Origin of the sequence: Streptomyces thermocarboxydovorans (assembly GCF_039524635.1) — a bacterium.
In the GTDB taxonomy this organism is placed as follows: Bacteria; Actinomycetota; Actinomycetes; order Streptomycetales; family Streptomycetaceae; genus Streptomyces; species Streptomyces thermocarboxydovorans.
On the sequence record NZ_BAAAGU010000088.1, the window covers coordinates 1 to 17,510 of the forward strand.

Below are 17,510 nucleotides of genomic sequence, written 5' to 3' on the forward strand. Positions count from 1 at the left end.
GTCACCGACAACGGCGGAATCTTCGGACCCGGACGACTCATACCGAACCAACGACGAATCTCCGACTCAGGTCACTAACGCCAATTGGCCAGACTGAGGACTGTGCAGTGCGCGGGCCTGCCTGGCGTCAGGAGGCATCGTTGCCCGTGTATCTGGGATCATGCGCCCGAGGTTGTCGATCTCGCTCGCCGTACGGCGGAGTCTGTCCGCGAGGTGGTGATCCCGGCCGAGGAGGGGTCTGGCGGTGTGTCTGCCGCCGGGGGAGGTGCTGCGAACGCGCCTGCAGGAGGCCGCCCGGAGCGCGGGCGTGTTCCCTCCCGCACGTCTCGCCCGAGTTCGGCGGCCATGGCCTGGACATGCGAGGACGCGCGCTGGTGTTCGAGGAGGCCGGATACTCGCTGTTCGGCTCGCTGGCGCTGAACATCGCGGCCCCCGACGAGCGCAACATGCACATGCTGGAGGCGATCGCCACCCCGACCCAGAAGGAGCGCTACCTGCGCCCGCTGGCCGACGGTCGGGTGCGGTCGTGCTTCGCGATGACCGAGCCCGCCCCTGGATCCGGCTCGGACTCCGCGGCGCTGACGACCCGCGCTGAGAAGGTGCCCGGAGGGTGGCGGATCGACGGCCGCAAGTGGTTCATCACCGGCGCGGACGGCGCGGCGTACGCGATCTGCATGGCCCGCACCTCCGGCGAGCCGGGGGCCGGGGCGGGGCCACGGTGTTCCTCGTGGACGCCGACAATCCCGGCATGAAGATCGTGCGGCACATCGACACCCTCGACGAGACCTTCTTCGGCGGGCACTGCGAGGTGCTCTTCGATGGCTGTGTCGTGCCGGACGATGCGGTGCTCGGCGAGGTCGACAAGGGCTTCGAGTACGCGCAGGTCCGGCTCGGCCCGGCACGCACGACGCACTGCATGCGCCGGCTGGGCATCGCCCGCCGCGCGCAGGACATCGCCGTGGCGCGGGCCGCGGGCCGCGGACCGCCGGCTGTTCGGCTCCCGGCTGGCCGAGCTCGGCATGGTCCAGCAGATGATCGCCGACAACGAGATTGATATCGCCGCCTCCCGCGGGCTGATCCTCCAGGCGTGCGGGGAACTCGACCAGGGCCGCTCCGGGGCGCAGTCCACCGCGATCGCCAAGACGTTCACGGCCGAGGCGGTGTGGCGGGTCGTCGACCGCTCGCTGCAGATCTGCGGTTCGCTGGGCATCTCCGGGGAGGTGCTGCTCTCCCGTTTCCTGCGCGAGGTGCGCCCGTTCCGCATCTACGACGGCCCCTCCGAGACCCATCGCTGGACGATCGCCCGCCGGGTCGTCCGGCGCCACCTGGACGCCCGACCCGCAGGTGCGCGGCCATGACCACAGAGGCGATGAGTCCCCAGGGCCTGGACCTGGCGGCACTCCAGCAGTACTTCGAGGCCCATGTGCCGGAAGCCGCAGGGGACGCTGTGGGCTGAGCTCCTGCATGGCGGCCGCTCCAGCCTGACCTACCTGGTCACCGACGGGCGGTTCCGCTGGGTCGTTCGCCGGCCACCGCTCGGCGGCCTGACGCCGTCCGCGCACGACATGGGGCGCGAGTACCGGATCGTCGCCGCGCTGCACGACACCGGCGTACCGGTCGCCCGCGCGGTGTCCCTGTGTGAGAACCCTGAGGTGCTCGGCGTGCCGTTCTCCGTCGTCTCCCACGTGCCGGGCCGCGAGGACCTGCACGTCCTCCCACAGGCAGGCATCGACCGCTGCGCCACCGCCCTGATCGACGTGCTCGCCGGGCTGCACGCGGTGCCGTACGAGGAGATCGGGCTGTCCGGCTTCGGCCGGCCCGAGGGCTACCTGGCCCGGCAGGTGCGGCGCTGGCGCGACCAGTGGCAACGCGTGGCCACCCGCGAACTGCCCGACATCGACACCCTGTACAAGCGCCTGGCCGCCGACGTGCCCGTCGAGAACGGCGCGTCGATCGTCCACGGCGACTACCGCATCGACAACGCCATCCTCGCTCCGGGCGACCCGGGGACGGTCTGCGCGCTCGTCGACTGGGAGATGGCCACAGTCGGCGACCCGCTCGCCGACTTGGGTATGACCCTAGAAGGCGAGTCGGCCAAGATCCCGGCCGGAGACGCGGGCGTACCGCCCGGCGAGGTCCCGCGGGGCGGGCAGCCGGTCGCTGGTGGAGGCGGCGGAGCCGCCCAGCACCGGGTCGAACGCCGGATCCCGGTAGACCAGACGTCGGCCTCGGCTACTTCAAGATCGCCGTGATCGCCTAGGGCATCCACGCCCATTATCGCTCCGGCATGACGGTCGGCCACGGATTCGACACGGTCGGCGACGCCGTCCCGCTGCTCGCGGCAGCCGGACTGCGCGCCCTGACAAAAGGCGGCAGCACGTGACCATCGGTGGAGACTTGCAGGCTTCTGTGGGAGAGGGGCGCCCGGCTGCCCTCGTCACCGGAGGCTCCCGAGGCATCGGCGCGGGCATCGCCCGCGCCCTCGCAGAGGCTGGATACGACCTGACGGTCGCGGCCCGCGACCCCGAGCCCTCGGTCATCAGCATCGACAGCATCAGCAGGCCGCGGCGGTCGGGCAGCCGGTCGCGCAACACCGTCTCCGGCGCGGCCGAGCGGCCGGCCGCACCGCGGGCATGCCCATCACCTGCTCATCGCCTCGTGGCGAGGAACTCCTCCGGCTTGAGGTAGAAGGGGTTGGCGACCAGCATCCCGCCGACCAGAACCTTCGGGTGCGTCTTCAGCACGTCCATCAAGATCGCGCCGCCGAACCGGTCGAGGTCGTACAGGCAAAGGATCACCTGGGGGTAGCGTGACACGAAGCGGTTGAGCCGCGACTCGTACACCACCAATGCGTCGACCCCCGGCATCTGGCGCAGGGACCAGGTCATCTCCCCCACGGCCCGGGAGAAGCGAAACCCCTCACCGAGAGCTGCGCCGACCGCGTCGTCCCAGAACTCCAGCATGACGTCTGTAGAGAACCTGCCCTCACGCAGATACGTGTCACTCGATAGCTGGATATCGAGCTGCCGGCTGCTCAGACCCGGTCCGAGATCGGGGTCCGTGGCCAGGGTGGCCAGCACTGTTTCGGGCTCGGTGGCGTCCACGACGCAGATGCACTTGTCGCCGGCGCGCAGCCCCTCTCGCAGATACGGGATCAGGATCTTGTCACGCGCCTCCGGGTCACGGTAAAACGCACACAGGTGATCACCTGGTGTGACCTCGATACCGGAAACACCAAGGGCAACCGAGGTCGGTATCGAGTCGGGCATCGTCGGCCCCTCTCCTGTCATCCATCATTAATGGTACTGCGGGCGCTGGGGGACTGGACGGTCAACGGTGCAGATCGTGATCGAGCGAGAACAGCCGATTGCGACGCGATCGTTTCTGCGGGACGAACTTGATCCTTGCGGAAGGATCGCGGAGAGCTGCTCCCGCAACGGTGCGGTCTGCCATGACGAAGACAGGCACGAAGATCCCTGTGTGTCACGGAGCGTCAGAAACTCCATGATGTGGGACTTCGTGCCTGCCTTGTGGCCAGATCCTGTAGCTCGGCCCTATTCCGCGTGACCTCTCACCACGGACGGTAGGACGCCGCTCCGGAGGAGCATCAACCAGCCATGGCGAACAGCTCCAGTTGGATGTTGTCGGGGTCGCGGAAAACCAGTACCGAGTACTCGAACGGCTCCTGCATGTCGGTGATGCCCGCGTGCGGGATTCCCAGCTCGTCCAGCCACGTCACCCAGGCCTCCAGCGCCGCCCTGTTCGGCACCGACAGCGCGAGGTGATCGAGCCCGGTGCGGGTCTCGTCGAACTGCTCCCCCTTGTTGGCGTCGTGATGGTGGAGGCCGATGGCAAGGTCCGAGTTCGGATCGGTGAGCAGGATCGCGTACCCGCTATCTTCCGACCCGTAGTGCGGGAAGGGGGCTGGCACACGCTCCAGCCCGAAGACACGCTGGTACCAATCGGCGCTGGCCTCGACGTCGGTGACGGTCGGCGAGAAGTGGTGGATGCCACCGATCGTCGGTCGCTGCGTCTTGCTCTGGGTCACGTTTGTCTCCTAGATCGACTTTTTGTTTACGCGGCGCATCTACTCACGGCGATACGTTTCTGATCGTCAGGCGCCTTTTCGCAGAACTGCCTTCAGGTCCACGTCCTCGTTCTGCAGATCGGCAACGTCCACCCGCGCCCCGGTGCGGATCATCTTCTTGGCGCGCAGGATGTCCTTCGGTCGGTTGACGGCCAGGGCGGCGCGCACGACACCCTGGTTGAGGTAGAAGGCCGTGAACTTCCGCTCGTCGAACGACCCCCGGACGACGATCTGGTCCCAGCCGTCGCTGCTGCCGATGTATTGAAGGTTGTAGTCGTATTGGTCGGACCAGAACCAGTGCGGATCATCGAGGGGGCGCCCGTTCCCGAGCATCGCCTCGGCGGCGGTCCTGCCCTGCCGGATGGCATTGTCGTAGTGCTCGGCCCGGATGTGCCGGTCGAAGAGAGGGTGGTACTGCCGGGCGACATCGCCGGCTGCGAAAATCCCGTCGACCGTGGTGCGGCAGAACTCGTCGACGACGATGCCGTTGTCGATCTTGATGCCGGTACCTTCCGCGATTTCGACGTTGGGGACCATCCCGATGCCGACCAAGACGGCGTCACACTCGATGGCGGCACCGCTGGCGGTGTGCACGACAGGGTGACCGGACTGCGTTTCGCGTATGGAGAGGACGGCTTCACCGGTACGCAGGTCGACGCCTTCGTCCTGGTGGATGGCCGCGTAGACCTTGCCGATCTCCTCGCCCAGCACCCGTCCCAGCGGAACGTCGAGTGCCTCAAGGACGGTGACCTCGACGCCCAGCCGGCGTGCCGACGCGGCGACCTCCGCCCCGATGAAGCCAGCGCCGATCACCACCAGGTGGCGTCCTGGCGCCAGGTGGGGCTTGATGCGGTCGGCGTCCTCGCGGGTGCGCAGGTAGAGAACTCGCTCCGACGTTTCGCCAGGCAGGCGGCGGGGCCGTCCACCGGTGGCGATCAAGAGGTGGTCGAAGGGCAGGAGCTCTCCACCGACGAGTTCGACCTTCCGATCCTGGTCGAGCACACGGGCAACCCGCGTCCCGAGCCGGGTCTCAATCGACCGGTCACTATACCATGATACCGGCTTGATCAGCAGATCGTCGGCCGTGTGGTGTCCCTGCAGGTACTCCTTGGACAGGGAAGGACGCTCATAGGCCGGATCGAGCTCGTCACCGATGAGCGTGATGCGGCCGGTGAATCCGCCCTCTCGCAGGGCCTCCGCGGCCGAGGCGCCGCACAGGCCACCACCTACGATGATCACATTCTGTTGCACTGCGGCACTTCCTCTCGCGGTCATGACGGGGTCCGGAATCAGGGCTCGACCGGATGGAGCACGCTGCGCTCCCGCTTCTCCAGCAGGGGAAGGACTCGGCCTTCGATGATCTGCCGGAAGTGCGGGGTCTCCCTGTGCGCCTGCAGCGCCGCCTCGTCGACGAAGTGCTCGACCAGCACGAACTCGTCCGGGTCGGTCTGGCCGCGGCTGACGAGGAAGAGCGCGCAGCCCTCTTCACCACGCGCGAGTGGGATCACCTCCCGGAGGGCATCGGCGACGGCATCGCCTTCGCCTGGTCTGCACTGGTATCTGGCCAGCACGACGAGCATGGGTCCTCCAAGGGGGTGGGGGGTTCGGTGCGGCAGCGCGATGCCGGCGTGATCCATCGCTGACCGTCATCAAGGGATGACCGCTGGTGTGCGTTAGAGAGTCCGCAACCGAAGCGGCTGTCCGTTCGGCCGCGGAGTTGCCGCGCTGCTCTGTTCGCCAGGGACCTGGATAGCCGGGGACGCCGACTTGGGGCAAGAGGTCCGGTCCCTCCCCGCAGGCTTCGGCGCAGACTGGGCAGAAATGCGATACCCGGTCGTCCTTCCCGCGGGCCGGCGCCCGATCGCGCGGCGGCGATGCATGTCGGTCGGTGAGAGGCCGGAGCGCCGCTGCGTTGTCGGCCGCCAAGGCGGTGTGTGACGTTCGATGCGATTCGCCACTTAACCATTCCATGAAGTCAGCCTTGACCTCCGCGCGGCCCATGGTGCCAACTTGCGGCAGTGCAGCTGGTCGCGGTCGGGGGCGACTCGGCGCTCTGGGGAGGGCAGTTCGCTCCGGAAGGGCATCTTCGGCGCAGCTGCAGGAATGGGCGCAACCCGAGCAGGTTTGCGTGTAGGCGTGTCATGGATCACGTCGCAAACTCTTGCTCCAAACAATCGCCGCAAACCGTTTGACCATTTCCGAACGTAGTCACCATCCGATCCTCATGGCACAAAGGGCCGTTATGTCACGACTTCTCATGATTGTTTCCAGTGCGCGGATGATTCCGCTCGCCGATGGGAAACCCCATCCGACCGGCTACTGGCCGGAGGAGGTGCTCAGGCCGTACGAGCGGTTCATCGAGGCGGGAGTCGAGGTCGTGATCGCGACACCGCACGGCAGGTCGGCGCAGCCCGACCCATGGGGACTCGAGCCTAAGTTCGCCTACCCCGACGAGGCCGAGGACTTCATGGGATCGGTCATCCGCAGCTTCGCCGACGACGCTGACAACATCCGGATCACCCTCCACCATCTCACCGAGTTGAACCTGATCGCCTCGAAGCGGATCTTCTCCGCCCTCACCGCCGCGGGCCTGGAGTACGCGACCGCTCGTGGCCTCATCGAGGCGGCCGCGAAGGTCGCCTGGCGTGAGGACCGTGACCTGCTCGACGTCCTGGAGGAGGACGCCCAGGTGAACGGCGTCCTCACCCGCGACCAGCTGGACACCCTGGCAGCCGAGGTCCAGGCGGACAGTGCTGCGGAGGCGCGCAAGGTGGCCGAGGCGCTGGACTCCATCGACGGGCTGCGGCACCCGGTGGACCTGGACACGCTGTCAGATGAGCAGATCCGCGGCTTCGACGCCGTGTTCTTCCCCGGCGGGCACGGCCCGATGGTCGACCTGTACGAAAACCCGCACGTCGCCCGAGTGCTGGACATCCTGCATGCCAAGCAAGCCGTAATCGCCGCTCTGTGCCACGGGCCGGCCGCGCTGCTGGCGGCCGGGAACGGCCCGGACGGAGTCTGGCTCTTCGACGGCTACAAGATGACCGCTTTCACCGATGAGGAAGAGGAGGACACGCCGTACGGTCAGCTCGGCGCGCGCTGGTACCTGGAGACCGAGCTGAAGAACCGGGGAGCGGTCTTCGACGACGCGGACGCGCCCTGGACCTCGCACGTGATCGTGGACCGCAACCTGATTACCGCTCAGAACCCGGCATCCTCCGACGCGGCGGCCGACGCCATCCTCAAGCGGCTGGAGGTGCTGTGACGATGTCTGCCGAAGACGTGACGCGCCAGTTCTTCTCTCGGATCTCCAACCACGACGTCACTGGGGCCATGGACCTCGTGGCTCCCGATGCCTCGGTCCGGCTGGTCCCGCTGAACATCGAAGGACGCATGCGGGCCGAGGGTAGGGCATTCCTCGAATCGCTCGTCGAGGCCTTCCCGGACCTCTACATCCGGGTGCGCCGGCTCTTCGTCACCACCGAGAGCGTCGCGGCGGTCGAGATCACCATCGACGGGACTCAGGGCGGGGACTTCCTGGGCATCGTCAACCAGGAGAAGCACCTGGACCTCGACCTGGCGTGGCTGCTCCGGGTGGGCCCCTCGGGGCTGATCGAAGACGTCCAGGCCTATTGGTGCCGCAATCAGTTGTACCGCCGGCTCGCCGTCAAGCGGCTCGACCAGATCAGCATCACGGCGTAGGAGGACGTCCATGCCCATTCCCACCCAGACCGCCGTCGCGAAGGTTGAAGCCTTTTTCGACGCATACGGTGAGCACCGCGTCGAGGACATGGTCGACCTGTGCGCCGACAATGCGGCCTTCCGCTACGTGCCCTTCGAGGTCTATGCCCGCCAGCGCGTGGTGCACGGCGACGGCCAGGTCCGCACGATCGGCAAGCCGATCTGGACCACCCTCATCGACTGCTTCCCCGACCTTTCCAACGACGTCACCTCGGTGCGGGCCGACAGCGAGGGCAACGTCGCCGTCGAGGTAAACATCGCCGGGACCCAGGCCAAGGCATTCGGCGCGGTCAAGAACCAGGGCCTGCGCTATGACCTGCCCCACCTGTTCCTGTTCCACGTGGACGACCAGGGCCTCATCGACGACATCGTCGCCTACTGGGACACCGCCGATTGGAACCAGCAGCTCGGCTGGCTGGAAGTCGACTAGCTAACGCCCACAGCAGGCTCAGATCCAAGGAGTAAACAGCAATGGCCCGCATGCCAAGAGAGCAGTGGTACGAGATCGGACGGGACGTGGAGTGGACGTTCTCCTACGTCGATGAGCGAGCCGTCTTCCCCGAGTGGATGTCCGGGCACGGGAAGATCCCGCGTGAGGCGTGGAGCGCGTGGGACGAGCCGTACAAGGTGACCTATCCCGAGTACGTCTCCACGCAGCGGGAGAAGGAGTCCGCCGCGTTCTCGGTGAAGGCCGCCCTTCAGAAGTCGAAGCTCTTCGACTCGCTGGACGAGGGTTGGAAGTCGGTGGCCAAGATGCACTTCGGTGCGGTGGCGCTGATTGAGTACCTCGCGGTGTACGCCGAGCTGCGCATGGCCCGGTTCGGACTGTCGCCGGCGTGGCGGAACATGGCGGTTTTCGGTGCCCTGGACGAGACCCGGCATGCCCAGCTCAGCCTGGTCATCCCGCACGAGCTGGTGGCCAAGGACCCGCAGTACGACTGGGCGCACAAGGCATACTTCACCAACAACTGGGCGATCAAGGCGGCTCGGGCGACGTTCGACGGCATGATGATGAACCCCAATGTGGTGGACACGGCCATCCAGCTGCCGTTCACGTTCGAAACCGGGTTCAGCAACGTCCAGTTCGTGGCCCTGTCCGCCGACGCGCTGGAATCCGGCGACGTCAGCTTCGCCAACATGATCTCCACGATCCAGACCGACGAGGCCCGCCACTCCCAGCAGGGCGGCCCGACGCTGGAGATCCTCATGGAGCACGACCCGAAGCGGGCCCAGTGGATCATCGACAAGACGTTCTGGACCTCGGCCCGGATGTTCTCGGTCCTCACCGGGCCGCCGATGGACTACTACACGCCGCTGGAGAGCCGCAAGCAGTCCTACAAGGAGTTCATGCAGGAGTGGATTGCCGACCAGTTCCTGAGTTCCATTCAGGACTACGGGCTGAAGAAGCCCTGGTACTGGGACGAGTTCATCGCGGGCCTGGACACCTGGCACCACTCCCTGGCGGCGGGTCTGTGGTACTGGCGGCCGACGCTGTGGTGGAAGCCCCAGGCCGGCGTCTCGCCTGAGGAGCGCGACTGGCTGGAGGAGAAGTACCCCAACTGGGGCAAGCAGTTCGGGCCGATCTGGGACGTCATCACCGAGAACGTCAACGCCGAGCGGCTCTCCCAGACCGTCGGGGAGACGCTGCCGTGGCTGTGCAACCTGTGCCAGCTGCCGATCGGCACCGCGGGCGCGCCGAACAACGAGCGCTACCCCGTGCGCAGTTACCCCCTGACCCACAACGGCTACACCTATCACTTCTGCTCCCGGCCGTGCCGTCAGATCTGGTGGGAGGACAAGGACACCTTGCACCAGAAGACGTGTGTCGAGCACCTGCTCGCTGGCGACATCCAGCCGCCGACGCTGGAGGGCATCCTGGCCTGGATGGGGCTGACACCGGAAGTCATGGGCGAGGACGCCCACGCCTACCGCTGGGCCGCGCCCTCCAAGGACATGCAGCCGGCCGCCTAACACCTTCCCAGAGCACTACGAAAGGCGGGTTTGCCGTGAGCGAGCCTGAGCAGGTTGGACAGCCAATTCCGATCCACGCCCATTTCGAGGGGGGCCTGGTCACCCAGCTCGTGCTGGTGCTGGACACCGACACGGTCGGCGACGTCGCCGACAAGATTGCCTACCACACCGTGGGCAGGTGGGTGAGCCCCCGCGACGCCGCGATGGTCGTCTCCGTCAACGGCAGGGCGCTGCCCTCCGACGCCACGGTCACCGAAGCCGGTATCACCCCCATGCAGGCCGTCACTGTCGGCTGGGCCCGTTAGTGCGGGTCGGAACGAACAGTTGAGAACGACAGAGAGGGAGGCAGGGCGATGAGCAACGCGGTGGGGCCCGTGCTGAGGATGTCCGACGACGTGGACGCGATCGTCAGGGCGATCCTTGACGACAACCCGGACATCGATGTGAAGGTCGTCGATCGGGGCGCGTACACCCGGGTCAGCGGTGAGCACGAACTCCGTGTCACCCGGGAGTCCATCCAGCGGCATATGGGCCGCGACTTCGAGATGCGCCAGCTGGAGGCGGTCATGTCCGCCTTCGCGGGCCGGATTTCCGTCACCTCTGAAGAGGTGGTGTGGAGCTTCAAACGAAACAACCGTGCGACGGCACCGACTTCGCACGCGCCGACGCAGGGGAGCGGGAATGAGTGAAATCGTCAAGCCCAGGAAGACCAAGCGGCTGCGTACCTGGAGTGCCCTGGGCAATCTGGGCCGCGTGCCCACCGAGTATGAGATCGCGACCCACGACCTGAATTACACGGTCCGCGATGGCCGCAGCTCGGCGCTGGAGTCCAATCCGACCACTCCGGCGAACATGTGGTACCTGACCTACCGCGACAAGTCCCCCCTGCAGGTGGAGGACTGGAACGGCTTCCGCGACCCCGACGAGCTCACGTACCGGAAGTACGTCACGCTGCAGGACGAGCAGGAGACGGTGGTCGAAGGCGTCCTGGACGAGTTCGGCGCGATCGAGCACGACGCGGGGCTGGCCTCGGACTGGATCACCCTGCTCGGCACGGTCTTCACGCCGCTGCGGTACCCGACCCACGGCCTGCAGATGTGCTCGGCCTACCTGGGGCAGATCGCCCCCTCCTCCTACATCACCAACGCCGCCGTCTTCGCCACCGGCGACCTGCTGCGCTCCGTGTCCCTGGTCGCCTACCGCACCCGTCAACTGCAGCAGGCCCATCCGGATGCCGGCTTCGGTACCAGCGAGCGGGAGATCTGGGAGCGCCACCCCTCCTGGCAGCCTGCCCGGAAGGCGGTGGAGAAGGCCCTCATCACCTACGACTGGGCCGAATGCCTCACGGCGGTGAACCTTGTCCTGCGCCCCACTCTGGACGATGTGCTGCTCCGGCAGCTCAGCACCCTGGCGCACGCCAATAACGACGACTTGAGCTGGCTGCTGCTGTCCAACCTGGCCATCGACGCGGAGCGTTGCGCCCGGTGGAGCGCCGCGGTCGCCCGATTCGCCGTGGCCGAGCGGCCGGAGAACGCCGCGGTCCTGCGCCGCTGGGTGGACCGCTGGACACCGGTCGCCGACGAGGCCGCGGCGGCGCTCGGGGAACTCCTGCAGGGGCTGCCCCCAGTGGGCCGGGACGCGCAGGCGGTGGCGGATTCCGCGGCGGTGGCGCGGCAGCGGGTGCTGGCCGACGCCGGAATCACGGTGCTTGCCCAGAGGTAATTCGATAGGCAAGCGGGCCGATAATACATGAGACAGTCGCCGTGGCGCAGACGGAGTGGAGTATATTTATGGGATATGAATTCCTGCGGGACGAGCTGGTCCAGGCCGGAGAGCTGGTCTCACTCATCGCCCAATATGCAGCCGATGAAGGCGCGAACCACTCCGTCTGGCCCGGCCTGACTCTCTACCGGTTCGACTCCGCGATACCACCCCACTGGGATGCGGTGAATGCGCTGTCGTTCTGCCTGGTGGCCCAGGGTCGCAAAAAGGTGCGGATCGGGAGCCGGGACTATGTCTACGACCCGCTCCACTATCTGGTGCTCACCCGGGACCTGCGTTTCCAGGCGGAGATCATCGAGGCGTCTGCCGTCCAGCCGTTCCTGTCATTCGTCCTGCAGATCGACCCGGAGCTGGTCACCGAGGTCCTGGCCACCATGCACCGGCCGATGGCGGCCCTCTACCAGAAGCCGCAGGCGCCCAGGCCAGTTGCCTACGTCAGTCCGCTGGACACCAATCTCATGGGCGCCACCTACCGCTTCCTGCTCTCGGTCGACTCGGATACCGACCGGGCCGTCCTCGCCCCCATGTATGTGCGCGAGATCGTCTACCGGCTGCTGCTATCCGAGCAGCGCGCCCGCTTGGTGGAAAAGGCCGGGATGGGATCCATCCGGAATCCGGTCACGGGCGCCATCCGCTACATGAGGGAAACTATTCAGCAACCGATTCTCGTCGGGGATATCGCCGACGCCGTCTGCATGAGCGAGTCGGCCTTCGCCCACCTGTTCAAGCAGTCCACCGGCGTGTCTCCGTACCAGTTCCTCAAACAACTCCGGCTGGAATCGGCCCGTGACGCACTCCTGGGAGGCAAGAGCGTCACCGAGGCTGCTTCCGAGGTTGGCTACGCCAGCCTGTCTCATTTCATCAGCGAGTTCAAACGACACTTCGGTGAAACGCCTGGTACATATGCCGAGCGGCTCCGTGGCGTGACGACATTCTCGCTCCGAGAAATATCCTGAACGACCCCTCCGCCATATACGGCGGAATGCAAGAGAGGAGCCCGTGATGAACCCGGGCCTCAGCAGTAGCACAGCAGCGCCCGCCGGGGCGCCCTCCGTTTCGTGGCGACCTGTTATGGACGCAGAGGAACTGTGGATCGGCGATATGGAGTCCGTCCAGGTCGGCGACTTCACCATCGTGCTGACGAATGTGGACGGCGAGATCCACGCCTTTGAGGACCGCTGTCCGCACCTCGGGACCCCGTTGAGCGAGGGTGACCTCGACGGTTGCACGCTGATCTGCAGTACGCATCTCTGGGAGTTCCACGCGAAGACCGGAGCCGGCATCAACCCGGGCAACAGCCGCCTCGTCACTTTTGACACGCGCATCGACGACGGCCAGATCTACGTCGCTATTCCCGAGAACCGTGGCCGTCAGCTGGGCAGCGAAGGAAAAGGCGGCCAGACGGTCGCAACGCATGACTGATCTGACACATACTGTAACCCTGCACACCAACGAAAGGACAGACATGACGAACATCCTCGTCGTACTCTCGGGCTCCGATCACTGGACGCTCGCCGATGGGACCAAGCATCCGAGCGGCTACTGGGCCGAGGAATTCGTGGTGCCCCACAAGACCTTCCGCGAGGCGGGGTTCGATGTCACCATCGCCACCCCGGGCGGTGTCACGCCCACCGTCGACAAGGCCAGCCTGACCCCGGAGATGAACGGGGGCGACCAGGGGCGGGCCGAAGAGCTGCGCGACTACATTGACAGCCTCCGCGGCGAGCTCGACTCCACGATGCGCCTCGAAGACGTCAACCCCGGCGACTTCGATGGCCTCTTCATCCCCGGTGGCCACGGCCCCATGGAGGACCTCGCCGTCTCGGAGGCCCTCGGCGTGCTGCTGGTAGGGATGCTCGACAGCGGCAAGGTCGTCTCCGGTGTGTGCCACGGCCCCAGCGGCCTCTTCGCCGCCAAGCGGGCCGACGGTTCGTGGGCGTTCGCCGGCTACCGTCTCACCGGGTTCACCAACGTCGAGGAGGACCAAGTCGGATTCGCGGACAAGGCACAGTGGTTGCTCGAGACGCGGCTGCGGGAAGAGGGCGCGGAGTTCGCGTCGGGCGCCCCCTGGGCCCCTTACGTGGTGACAGACCGGAACCTGGTCACGGGACAGAACCCGGCTTCGAGTGAGCCCATCGCCCGCCAACTCGTCGACATGCTCTCCGCGTCGGCCTGAGAGTAGCACTTACTTGATCTTGTAGCGTGCGCGGCCGCGCCAAAGCGCTCGCGCACGCTGGCCGACGCCTGCACGGGCGCCGGGGTGGAGTGGTCTGGCTGGCCAGGCGTTGACTCCGCTCCGTGCCAGGAGACCACCCGGGCCGCTATCGGCGACGCTTTCCGACCGGGCCGTACATGACCCGGTCCGTGCGGGTGCGGCCCCCCACCCCACCTACTCATCGAGACCGACCTGCCTGATCCGAAACGGGGTATGGGGGTCGATTCTCGGGCGGTGCGTGGTGCACCACGGCTACAAACAGAGGACTCTGTCATGAGCGTGATGACCTTCCGGGAACTGACCCCGGTGTCCTTCCTGGAACGGGCGGCCGCGGTGTTCGCAGACCGTCTTGCCGTGGTCGAAGGAAATCTCCGCTATACCTATGCGCAGTTCTGGGCGCGCGCGCAGCGGCTGGCCGGGATGCTTGCCGACCATGGTGTGCGCCCTGGTGACCGGGTTGCCGTGCTGGCGCCCAACACGCACGTGTTGTTGGAGGCGCACTACGGGGTGCCGCTGGCGGGTGCGGTGCTGGTCGCGGTGAATACGCGACTTGCCGCACCCGAGATTGCCTACATCCTTGAGCACAGTGAGGCACGGATGGTCATCGTGGATGCCGAGTGCCAACCAGTACTCGCCGAAGCTTTGAGCGGAAACGAAAAACCGCCGACGGTGATCACTTCGAAGGAGTACGAACCGCTGGTGGACAAGGCGTCGCCGCTGCGAGTCGAGGTCACCGACGAGCGCTCCATGTTGTCGATCAACTACACCAGTGGCACCACCGGGCGCCCCAAGGGCGTGATGTATCACCACCGTGGCGCCTACCTGCAGGCTCTCGCGATGGCCTACCACGCGAAGCTCGACACATCGTCGCGTTACCTGTGGACATTGCCGATGTTTCACACCAACGGCTGGTGCTTCCCGTGGGCGGTGACCGCGGCCGGTGCGGTCCACCGCTGCTTGCGCAAGATCGATGCCGGGGAGATTTGGCGCGCGATCCGCAGGGAGGGCATCACCCACTTCTGTGCCGCGCCCACGGTGCTGGCGATGCTGGCCGACCACCCCGACGCGGCCACACCCGGCCCGCACCCGGTGCGGGTGTTCGCGGGTGGTGCACCACCCTGGCCGGCCCTTCTGACGCGGATGGACGCCTTGGGTATCGACATCCGGCACCTCTACGGACTGACCGAGACCTTCGGTCCCGCAGTGGTGTGCGAATGGCAGCCCGAATGGGACAGCTTGCCGGCAGAACAACGCGTACGGCTGACCGCACGGCAGGGGATCGCCAACATGATCGCCGAACCGGTGCGCGTGGTGGACTCGGCCGGAGTTGATGTGCCCGCTGATGGGCAGACACTCGGCGAGATCGTGCTGCGCGGCAACGATGTGATGCTGGGTTACTACCGCGACGAGGAGGCCACCACCGCGGCCAGCGTCGACGGCTGGTTCCGCAGCGGCGACCTCGGCGTAAAGTATCCCGACGGCTACATCGAACTCCGCGACCGGATCAAGGACGTGATCGTTTCCGGAGGGGAGAACATCACCTCCGTCGAGGTGGAGAACACCCTGACGGAACACCCCGATGTGCTCGAAGCGGCCGTCGTCGGCGCCCCGCATCCGAAATGGGGTGAGGTCCCGATCGCGTTCGTCGTGCTGCGTTCCGGGGCATCGACCGGGGAGCGAGAGCTCGTCGAGTTCGTACGCGCCCGGATTGCCAGGTTCAAGGCCCCGCACCGCGTGATCTTCCGCGAGATCCCCAAAACCTCCACGGGCAAGCTGCAAAAGAACGTGCTGCGCCATTGGGCGACACAGCAAGAACAGCCATGACCACTCACATGTCGGTGGCAGCTGCACTTGGGCTCTGGTGCCGCAGGATCTGCACGGCCTCGATCTCGCGGATCCAGCGGGGGTGTCGGCGGCCCAGGCGGCCCGGCACAGCGTGTAGCCGTCGTGGGCGAACGCGAGCGCGAGCCGGTCGCGCTTGGTCTTCGACGCCGGCATCGTCCAGCCGTTCACGCGGGGCTCGTAGTGGTGGGCGAATTCCGCGACGTCGATTGGCTCGGCCAGTCAGGCCGGGGCCGCCACCGCGAGGGCCTCCAGTGCCGCGCGGACACTCTCCCCGGCCAGCTCCAGGCGGTTCAACTCCCGCACCGCGCTGATCACATGGGTGGAGTCGGTGCGCTGCTTGCCTCCGGCACCGACCAGCCCGGCATCCTTGCAGTGCTCAAGGAGCCGGTCGAAGACCACCCGCTCCAGGCCCTGGTCGGCAGCCGGGCACGGAACCGGCTCAGCACGCTCGCATCGAAGCCGGTATCAGTGAGTGCCGCCCCGATCGCGTACTTCAAGTCGATCGCCCGCACGGCCATCGCGGCGGCTTGCCGGTGGGTCAGGTCCTCGGCGTACTGCAGCACGGTGACCAGCGACAGCACCGCAGGCGACAGGCCGGGCGCCCCGCGCACCCGAACGCGTCGGCAAACGGCTCGTCCGCGAAGACCTCGGCCAGGTGATCCCGAACCCTGATCGCCGGACTGCCCTTCGGGAACGCGGGGGGCGCGGGCCACGACCGCGGTCCGTTCCGGGATCTTCGGCAACCCCTTCGGCTGCAACGACATCCACCACCCCCGCGGCCGCACGACAGGACAAGACCGCACAGACGATCACCCGTACCCGCAGGGCTCCACGAGCCGAATTGCGCAGCAGAGTCAGGGTCCGTCATCAAAGATCATCCCGTGATGGATCAGGGTGGGTGTGATTCGCCGCCATGAACTCACCGACCATGAGTGGGAGTTGCTCGCTCCCCCTGATACCACGGGCCGTGACGGGTCGACCTCGCGTCAAGGACCGAAAGATCATCAAGGGCATGGCCTACAAGATCCGCACCGGGATCTCCTGGCGCGACCTGTCACCCCGTTACGGCCCGTGGAAAACGGTGTATACCAGCTTCCGCCGCTATGCACTGGCGGGCGTGTTCGCCCGAGCCCTTCAGCAGATCCAGGCCCAGGCCGACGCAGCCGGCGACATCGAATGGCTGCTCCAGATCGACTCCACCGTCGTCCGCGCCCACCCGCATTCCGCCGCCACCGGCCGAAAAGGGGGAACCACCGACCGGACGAACCGGACGATCGCGCCCTCGGCCGATCCCGAGGAGGCCTGACCACCCAAATCCACCTCGCATGCGACGGCAAGGGCCGCCCGCTCGCGATCCTCGTGACACCGGGCCAACGCCACGACAGCATCTGTGCACGCCCTCTCCTGGAACGCATCCGCGTCCCCCCCCGCATCGGCCTTGGCCGACCACGCTGGAAGCCCGACCAGGTCGTTGCAGACAGGGCGTACAGCTCCCGCGGCTTCACGCGCCTACCTGCGTAAGCGCCTACCTGCGTAAGCGGGGCATCGCGCACGTCATTCCCGAGAAGACCGACCAGCGACGGCACCGGCTCAACCGCGGCCGCCACGGCGGCAGGCCACCGGGATTCGACCGGGAGACCTACCGCCGACGCAACATGATTGAGCGCTGCTTCAACCGGCTCAAAGGCTTCCGCGGCATCGCCACCAGACACGAGAAGACCGCCACCTCCTACGAAGCGGCGGTCACGCTCGCGTCCTTCCTGCTCTGGGCAAGATCCGTTTGAAGACGGACCCTAGTGCTGTGACCGCATAGGTTCGCCGGGTTGGTGGTTGGGGCGGTTGGATGAACGGTGACGTTCGATCCGACTG

At 66.7% G+C, this 17,510-nt stretch carries 21 protein-coding genes and 2 pseudogenes; 17 read left to right on the forward strand and 6 right to left on the reverse strand.

Annotated features, from left to right (window positions below; translation table 11 throughout):
* The first annotated feature begins 356 nt into the window (after nt 1–356).
* The 5 genes from ABD198_RS30845 to ABD198_RS28360 all read left to right on the forward strand — a co-directional run bounded on the left by ABD198_RS30845 (nt 357) and on the right by ABD198_RS28360 (nt 2,688).
* Nucleotides 357–752, forward strand: coding sequence for an acyl-CoA dehydrogenase family protein (locus tag ABD198_RS30845; protein WP_425580575.1), 396 nt, complete (start codon nt 357–359; stop codon nt 750–752).
* Nucleotides 728–1,054 (forward strand): hypothetical protein, encoded by a 327-nt coding sequence (locus ABD198_RS30850; RefSeq protein ID WP_425580576.1) that lies wholly within the window; start codon nt 728–730, stop codon nt 1,052–1,054. The genes ABD198_RS30845 and ABD198_RS30850 overlap by 25 nt, the downstream gene beginning before the upstream one ends.
* A complete protein-coding gene (locus ABD198_RS30855) occupies nt 1,020–1,358 on the forward strand; it encodes an acyl-CoA dehydrogenase family protein (RefSeq protein ID WP_425580577.1) in 339 nt (112 codons plus the stop codon). Before ABD198_RS30850 ends, ABD198_RS30855 begins: the two co-directional genes overlap by 35 nt.
* Nucleotides 1,359–1,421: 63 nt before the next feature.
* Nucleotides 1,422–2,252: a phosphotransferase family protein gene (locus tag ABD198_RS28355; RefSeq protein ID WP_425580578.1), complete on the forward strand. Its 831-nt coding sequence runs from the start codon at nt 1,422–1,424 to the stop codon at nt 2,250–2,252.
* 157 nt (nt 2,253–2,409) lie between these two features.
* Nucleotides 2,410–2,688 carry an SDR family NAD(P)-dependent oxidoreductase gene (locus tag ABD198_RS28360; protein ID WP_344007216.1) on the forward strand — a complete coding sequence of 93 codons (279 nt, stop codon included), beginning with the start codon at nt 2,410–2,412 and terminating at the stop codon, nt 2,686–2,688.
* Here the strand turns inward: ABD198_RS28360 and ABD198_RS28365 are convergent.
* The 4 genes from ABD198_RS28365 to ABD198_RS28380 all read right to left on the reverse strand — a co-directional run bounded on the left by ABD198_RS28365 (nt 2,649) and on the right by ABD198_RS28380 (nt 5,667).
* The gene (locus ABD198_RS28365; protein ID WP_344007185.1) at nt 2,649–3,269 is read right to left on the reverse strand and encodes an MEDS domain-containing protein; all 621 of its coding nucleotides are present in this window, start codon (nt 3,267–3,269) and stop codon (nt 2,649–2,651) included. The two genes, ABD198_RS28360 and ABD198_RS28365, sit on opposite strands and share 40 nt — an antisense overlap.
* Nucleotides 3,270–3,607: 338 nt before the next feature.
* Nucleotides 3,608–4,048: a VOC family protein gene (locus ABD198_RS28370; RefSeq protein WP_344007187.1), complete on the reverse strand. Its 441-nt coding sequence runs from the start codon at nt 4,046–4,048 to the stop codon at nt 3,608–3,610.
* Between the two features lie 66 nt (nt 4,049–4,114).
* The gene (locus ABD198_RS28375; RefSeq protein ID WP_344007189.1) at nt 4,115–5,338 is read right to left on the reverse strand and encodes an NAD(P)/FAD-dependent oxidoreductase; all 1,224 of its coding nucleotides are present in this window, start codon (nt 5,336–5,338) and stop codon (nt 4,115–4,117) included.
* A 38-nt stretch (nt 5,339–5,376) separates the two neighbouring features.
* Nucleotides 5,377–5,667: a putative quinol monooxygenase gene (locus tag ABD198_RS28380; RefSeq protein ID WP_344007191.1), complete on the reverse strand. Its 291-nt coding sequence runs from the start codon at nt 5,665–5,667 to the stop codon at nt 5,377–5,379.
* A gap of 677 nt (nt 5,668–6,344) precedes the next feature.
* On the opposite strand from ABD198_RS28380, the gene ABD198_RS28385 reads away from it, so the two are divergent.
* The 11 genes from ABD198_RS28385 to ABD198_RS28435 all read left to right on the forward strand — a co-directional run bounded on the left by ABD198_RS28385 (nt 6,345) and on the right by ABD198_RS28435 (nt 15,620).
* Nucleotides 6,345–7,352, forward strand: coding sequence for a DJ-1/PfpI family protein (locus tag ABD198_RS28385; RefSeq protein ID WP_344007194.1), 1,008 nt, complete (start codon nt 6,345–6,347; stop codon nt 7,350–7,352).
* 2 nt (nt 7,353–7,354) lie between these two features.
* Nucleotides 7,355–7,789, forward strand: coding sequence for a nuclear transport factor 2 family protein (locus ABD198_RS28390; RefSeq protein WP_344007196.1), 435 nt, complete (start codon nt 7,355–7,357; stop codon nt 7,787–7,789).
* 10 nt (nt 7,790–7,799) lie between these two features.
* Nucleotides 7,800–8,258: a nuclear transport factor 2 family protein gene (locus ABD198_RS28395; RefSeq protein WP_344007198.1), complete on the forward strand. Its 459-nt coding sequence runs from the start codon at nt 7,800–7,802 to the stop codon at nt 8,256–8,258.
* Nucleotides 8,259–8,299: 41 nt separating this feature from the next.
* Nucleotides 8,300–9,799 carry a ferritin family protein gene (locus ABD198_RS28400; RefSeq protein WP_344007200.1) on the forward strand — a complete coding sequence of 500 codons (1,500 nt, stop codon included), beginning with the start codon at nt 8,300–8,302 and terminating at the stop codon, nt 9,797–9,799.
* 35 nt (nt 9,800–9,834) lie between these two features.
* A complete protein-coding gene (locus ABD198_RS28405) occupies nt 9,835–10,104 on the forward strand; it encodes a toluene-4-monooxygenase system B family protein (RefSeq protein ID WP_344007202.1) in 270 nt (89 codons plus the stop codon).
* Between the two features lie 48 nt (nt 10,105–10,152).
* The gene (locus ABD198_RS28410) at nt 10,153–10,488 is read left to right on the forward strand and encodes an MmoB/DmpM family protein (RefSeq protein ID WP_344007204.1); all 336 of its coding nucleotides are present in this window, start codon (nt 10,153–10,155) and stop codon (nt 10,486–10,488) included.
* Entirely contained in the window at nt 10,481–11,521 is a 1,041-nt protein-coding gene (locus ABD198_RS28415) for a ferritin family protein (RefSeq protein ID WP_344007206.1), read from the forward strand. Before ABD198_RS28410 ends, ABD198_RS28415 begins: the two co-directional genes overlap by 8 nt.
* 68 nt (nt 11,522–11,589) lie before the next feature.
* A complete protein-coding gene (locus tag ABD198_RS28420) occupies nt 11,590–12,537 on the forward strand; it encodes an AraC family transcriptional regulator (protein ID WP_344007208.1) in 948 nt (315 codons plus the stop codon).
* A 46-nt stretch (nt 12,538–12,583) separates the two neighbouring features.
* Nucleotides 12,584–13,003 (forward strand): Rieske (2Fe-2S) protein, encoded by a 420-nt coding sequence (locus ABD198_RS28425; protein ID WP_344007210.1) that lies wholly within the window; start codon nt 12,584–12,586, stop codon nt 13,001–13,003.
* Between the two features lie 43 nt (nt 13,004–13,046).
* On the forward strand, nt 13,047–13,757 hold the full coding sequence (locus ABD198_RS28430) for a type 1 glutamine amidotransferase domain-containing protein (protein WP_344007218.1): 711 nt from the start codon (nt 13,047–13,049) through the stop codon (nt 13,755–13,757).
* Nucleotides 13,758–14,069: 312 nt separating this feature from the next.
* Nucleotides 14,070–15,620 carry an acyl--CoA ligase family protein gene (locus ABD198_RS28435; RefSeq protein WP_344007212.1) on the forward strand — a complete coding sequence of 517 codons (1,551 nt, stop codon included), beginning with the start codon at nt 14,070–14,072 and terminating at the stop codon, nt 15,618–15,620.
* Nucleotides 15,621–15,860: 240 nt separating this feature from the next.
* Here ABD198_RS28435 and ABD198_RS28440 read toward each other — a convergent pair whose 3' ends face one another.
* A complete protein-coding gene (locus ABD198_RS28440) occupies nt 15,861–16,040 on the reverse strand; it encodes a hypothetical protein (protein WP_344007214.1) in 180 nt (59 codons plus the stop codon).
* 35 nt (nt 16,041–16,075) lie between these two features.
* Nucleotides 16,076–16,405: pseudogene (locus ABD198_RS30860) on the reverse strand (transposase); the annotation flags it as partial.
* A 136-nt stretch (nt 16,406–16,541) separates the two neighbouring features.
* On the opposite strand from ABD198_RS30860, the pseudogene ABD198_RS28445 reads away from it, so the two are divergent.
* Nucleotides 16,542–17,425: pseudogene (locus tag ABD198_RS28445) on the forward strand (IS5 family transposase).
* Nucleotides 17,426–17,510 lie beyond the last annotated feature (85 nt).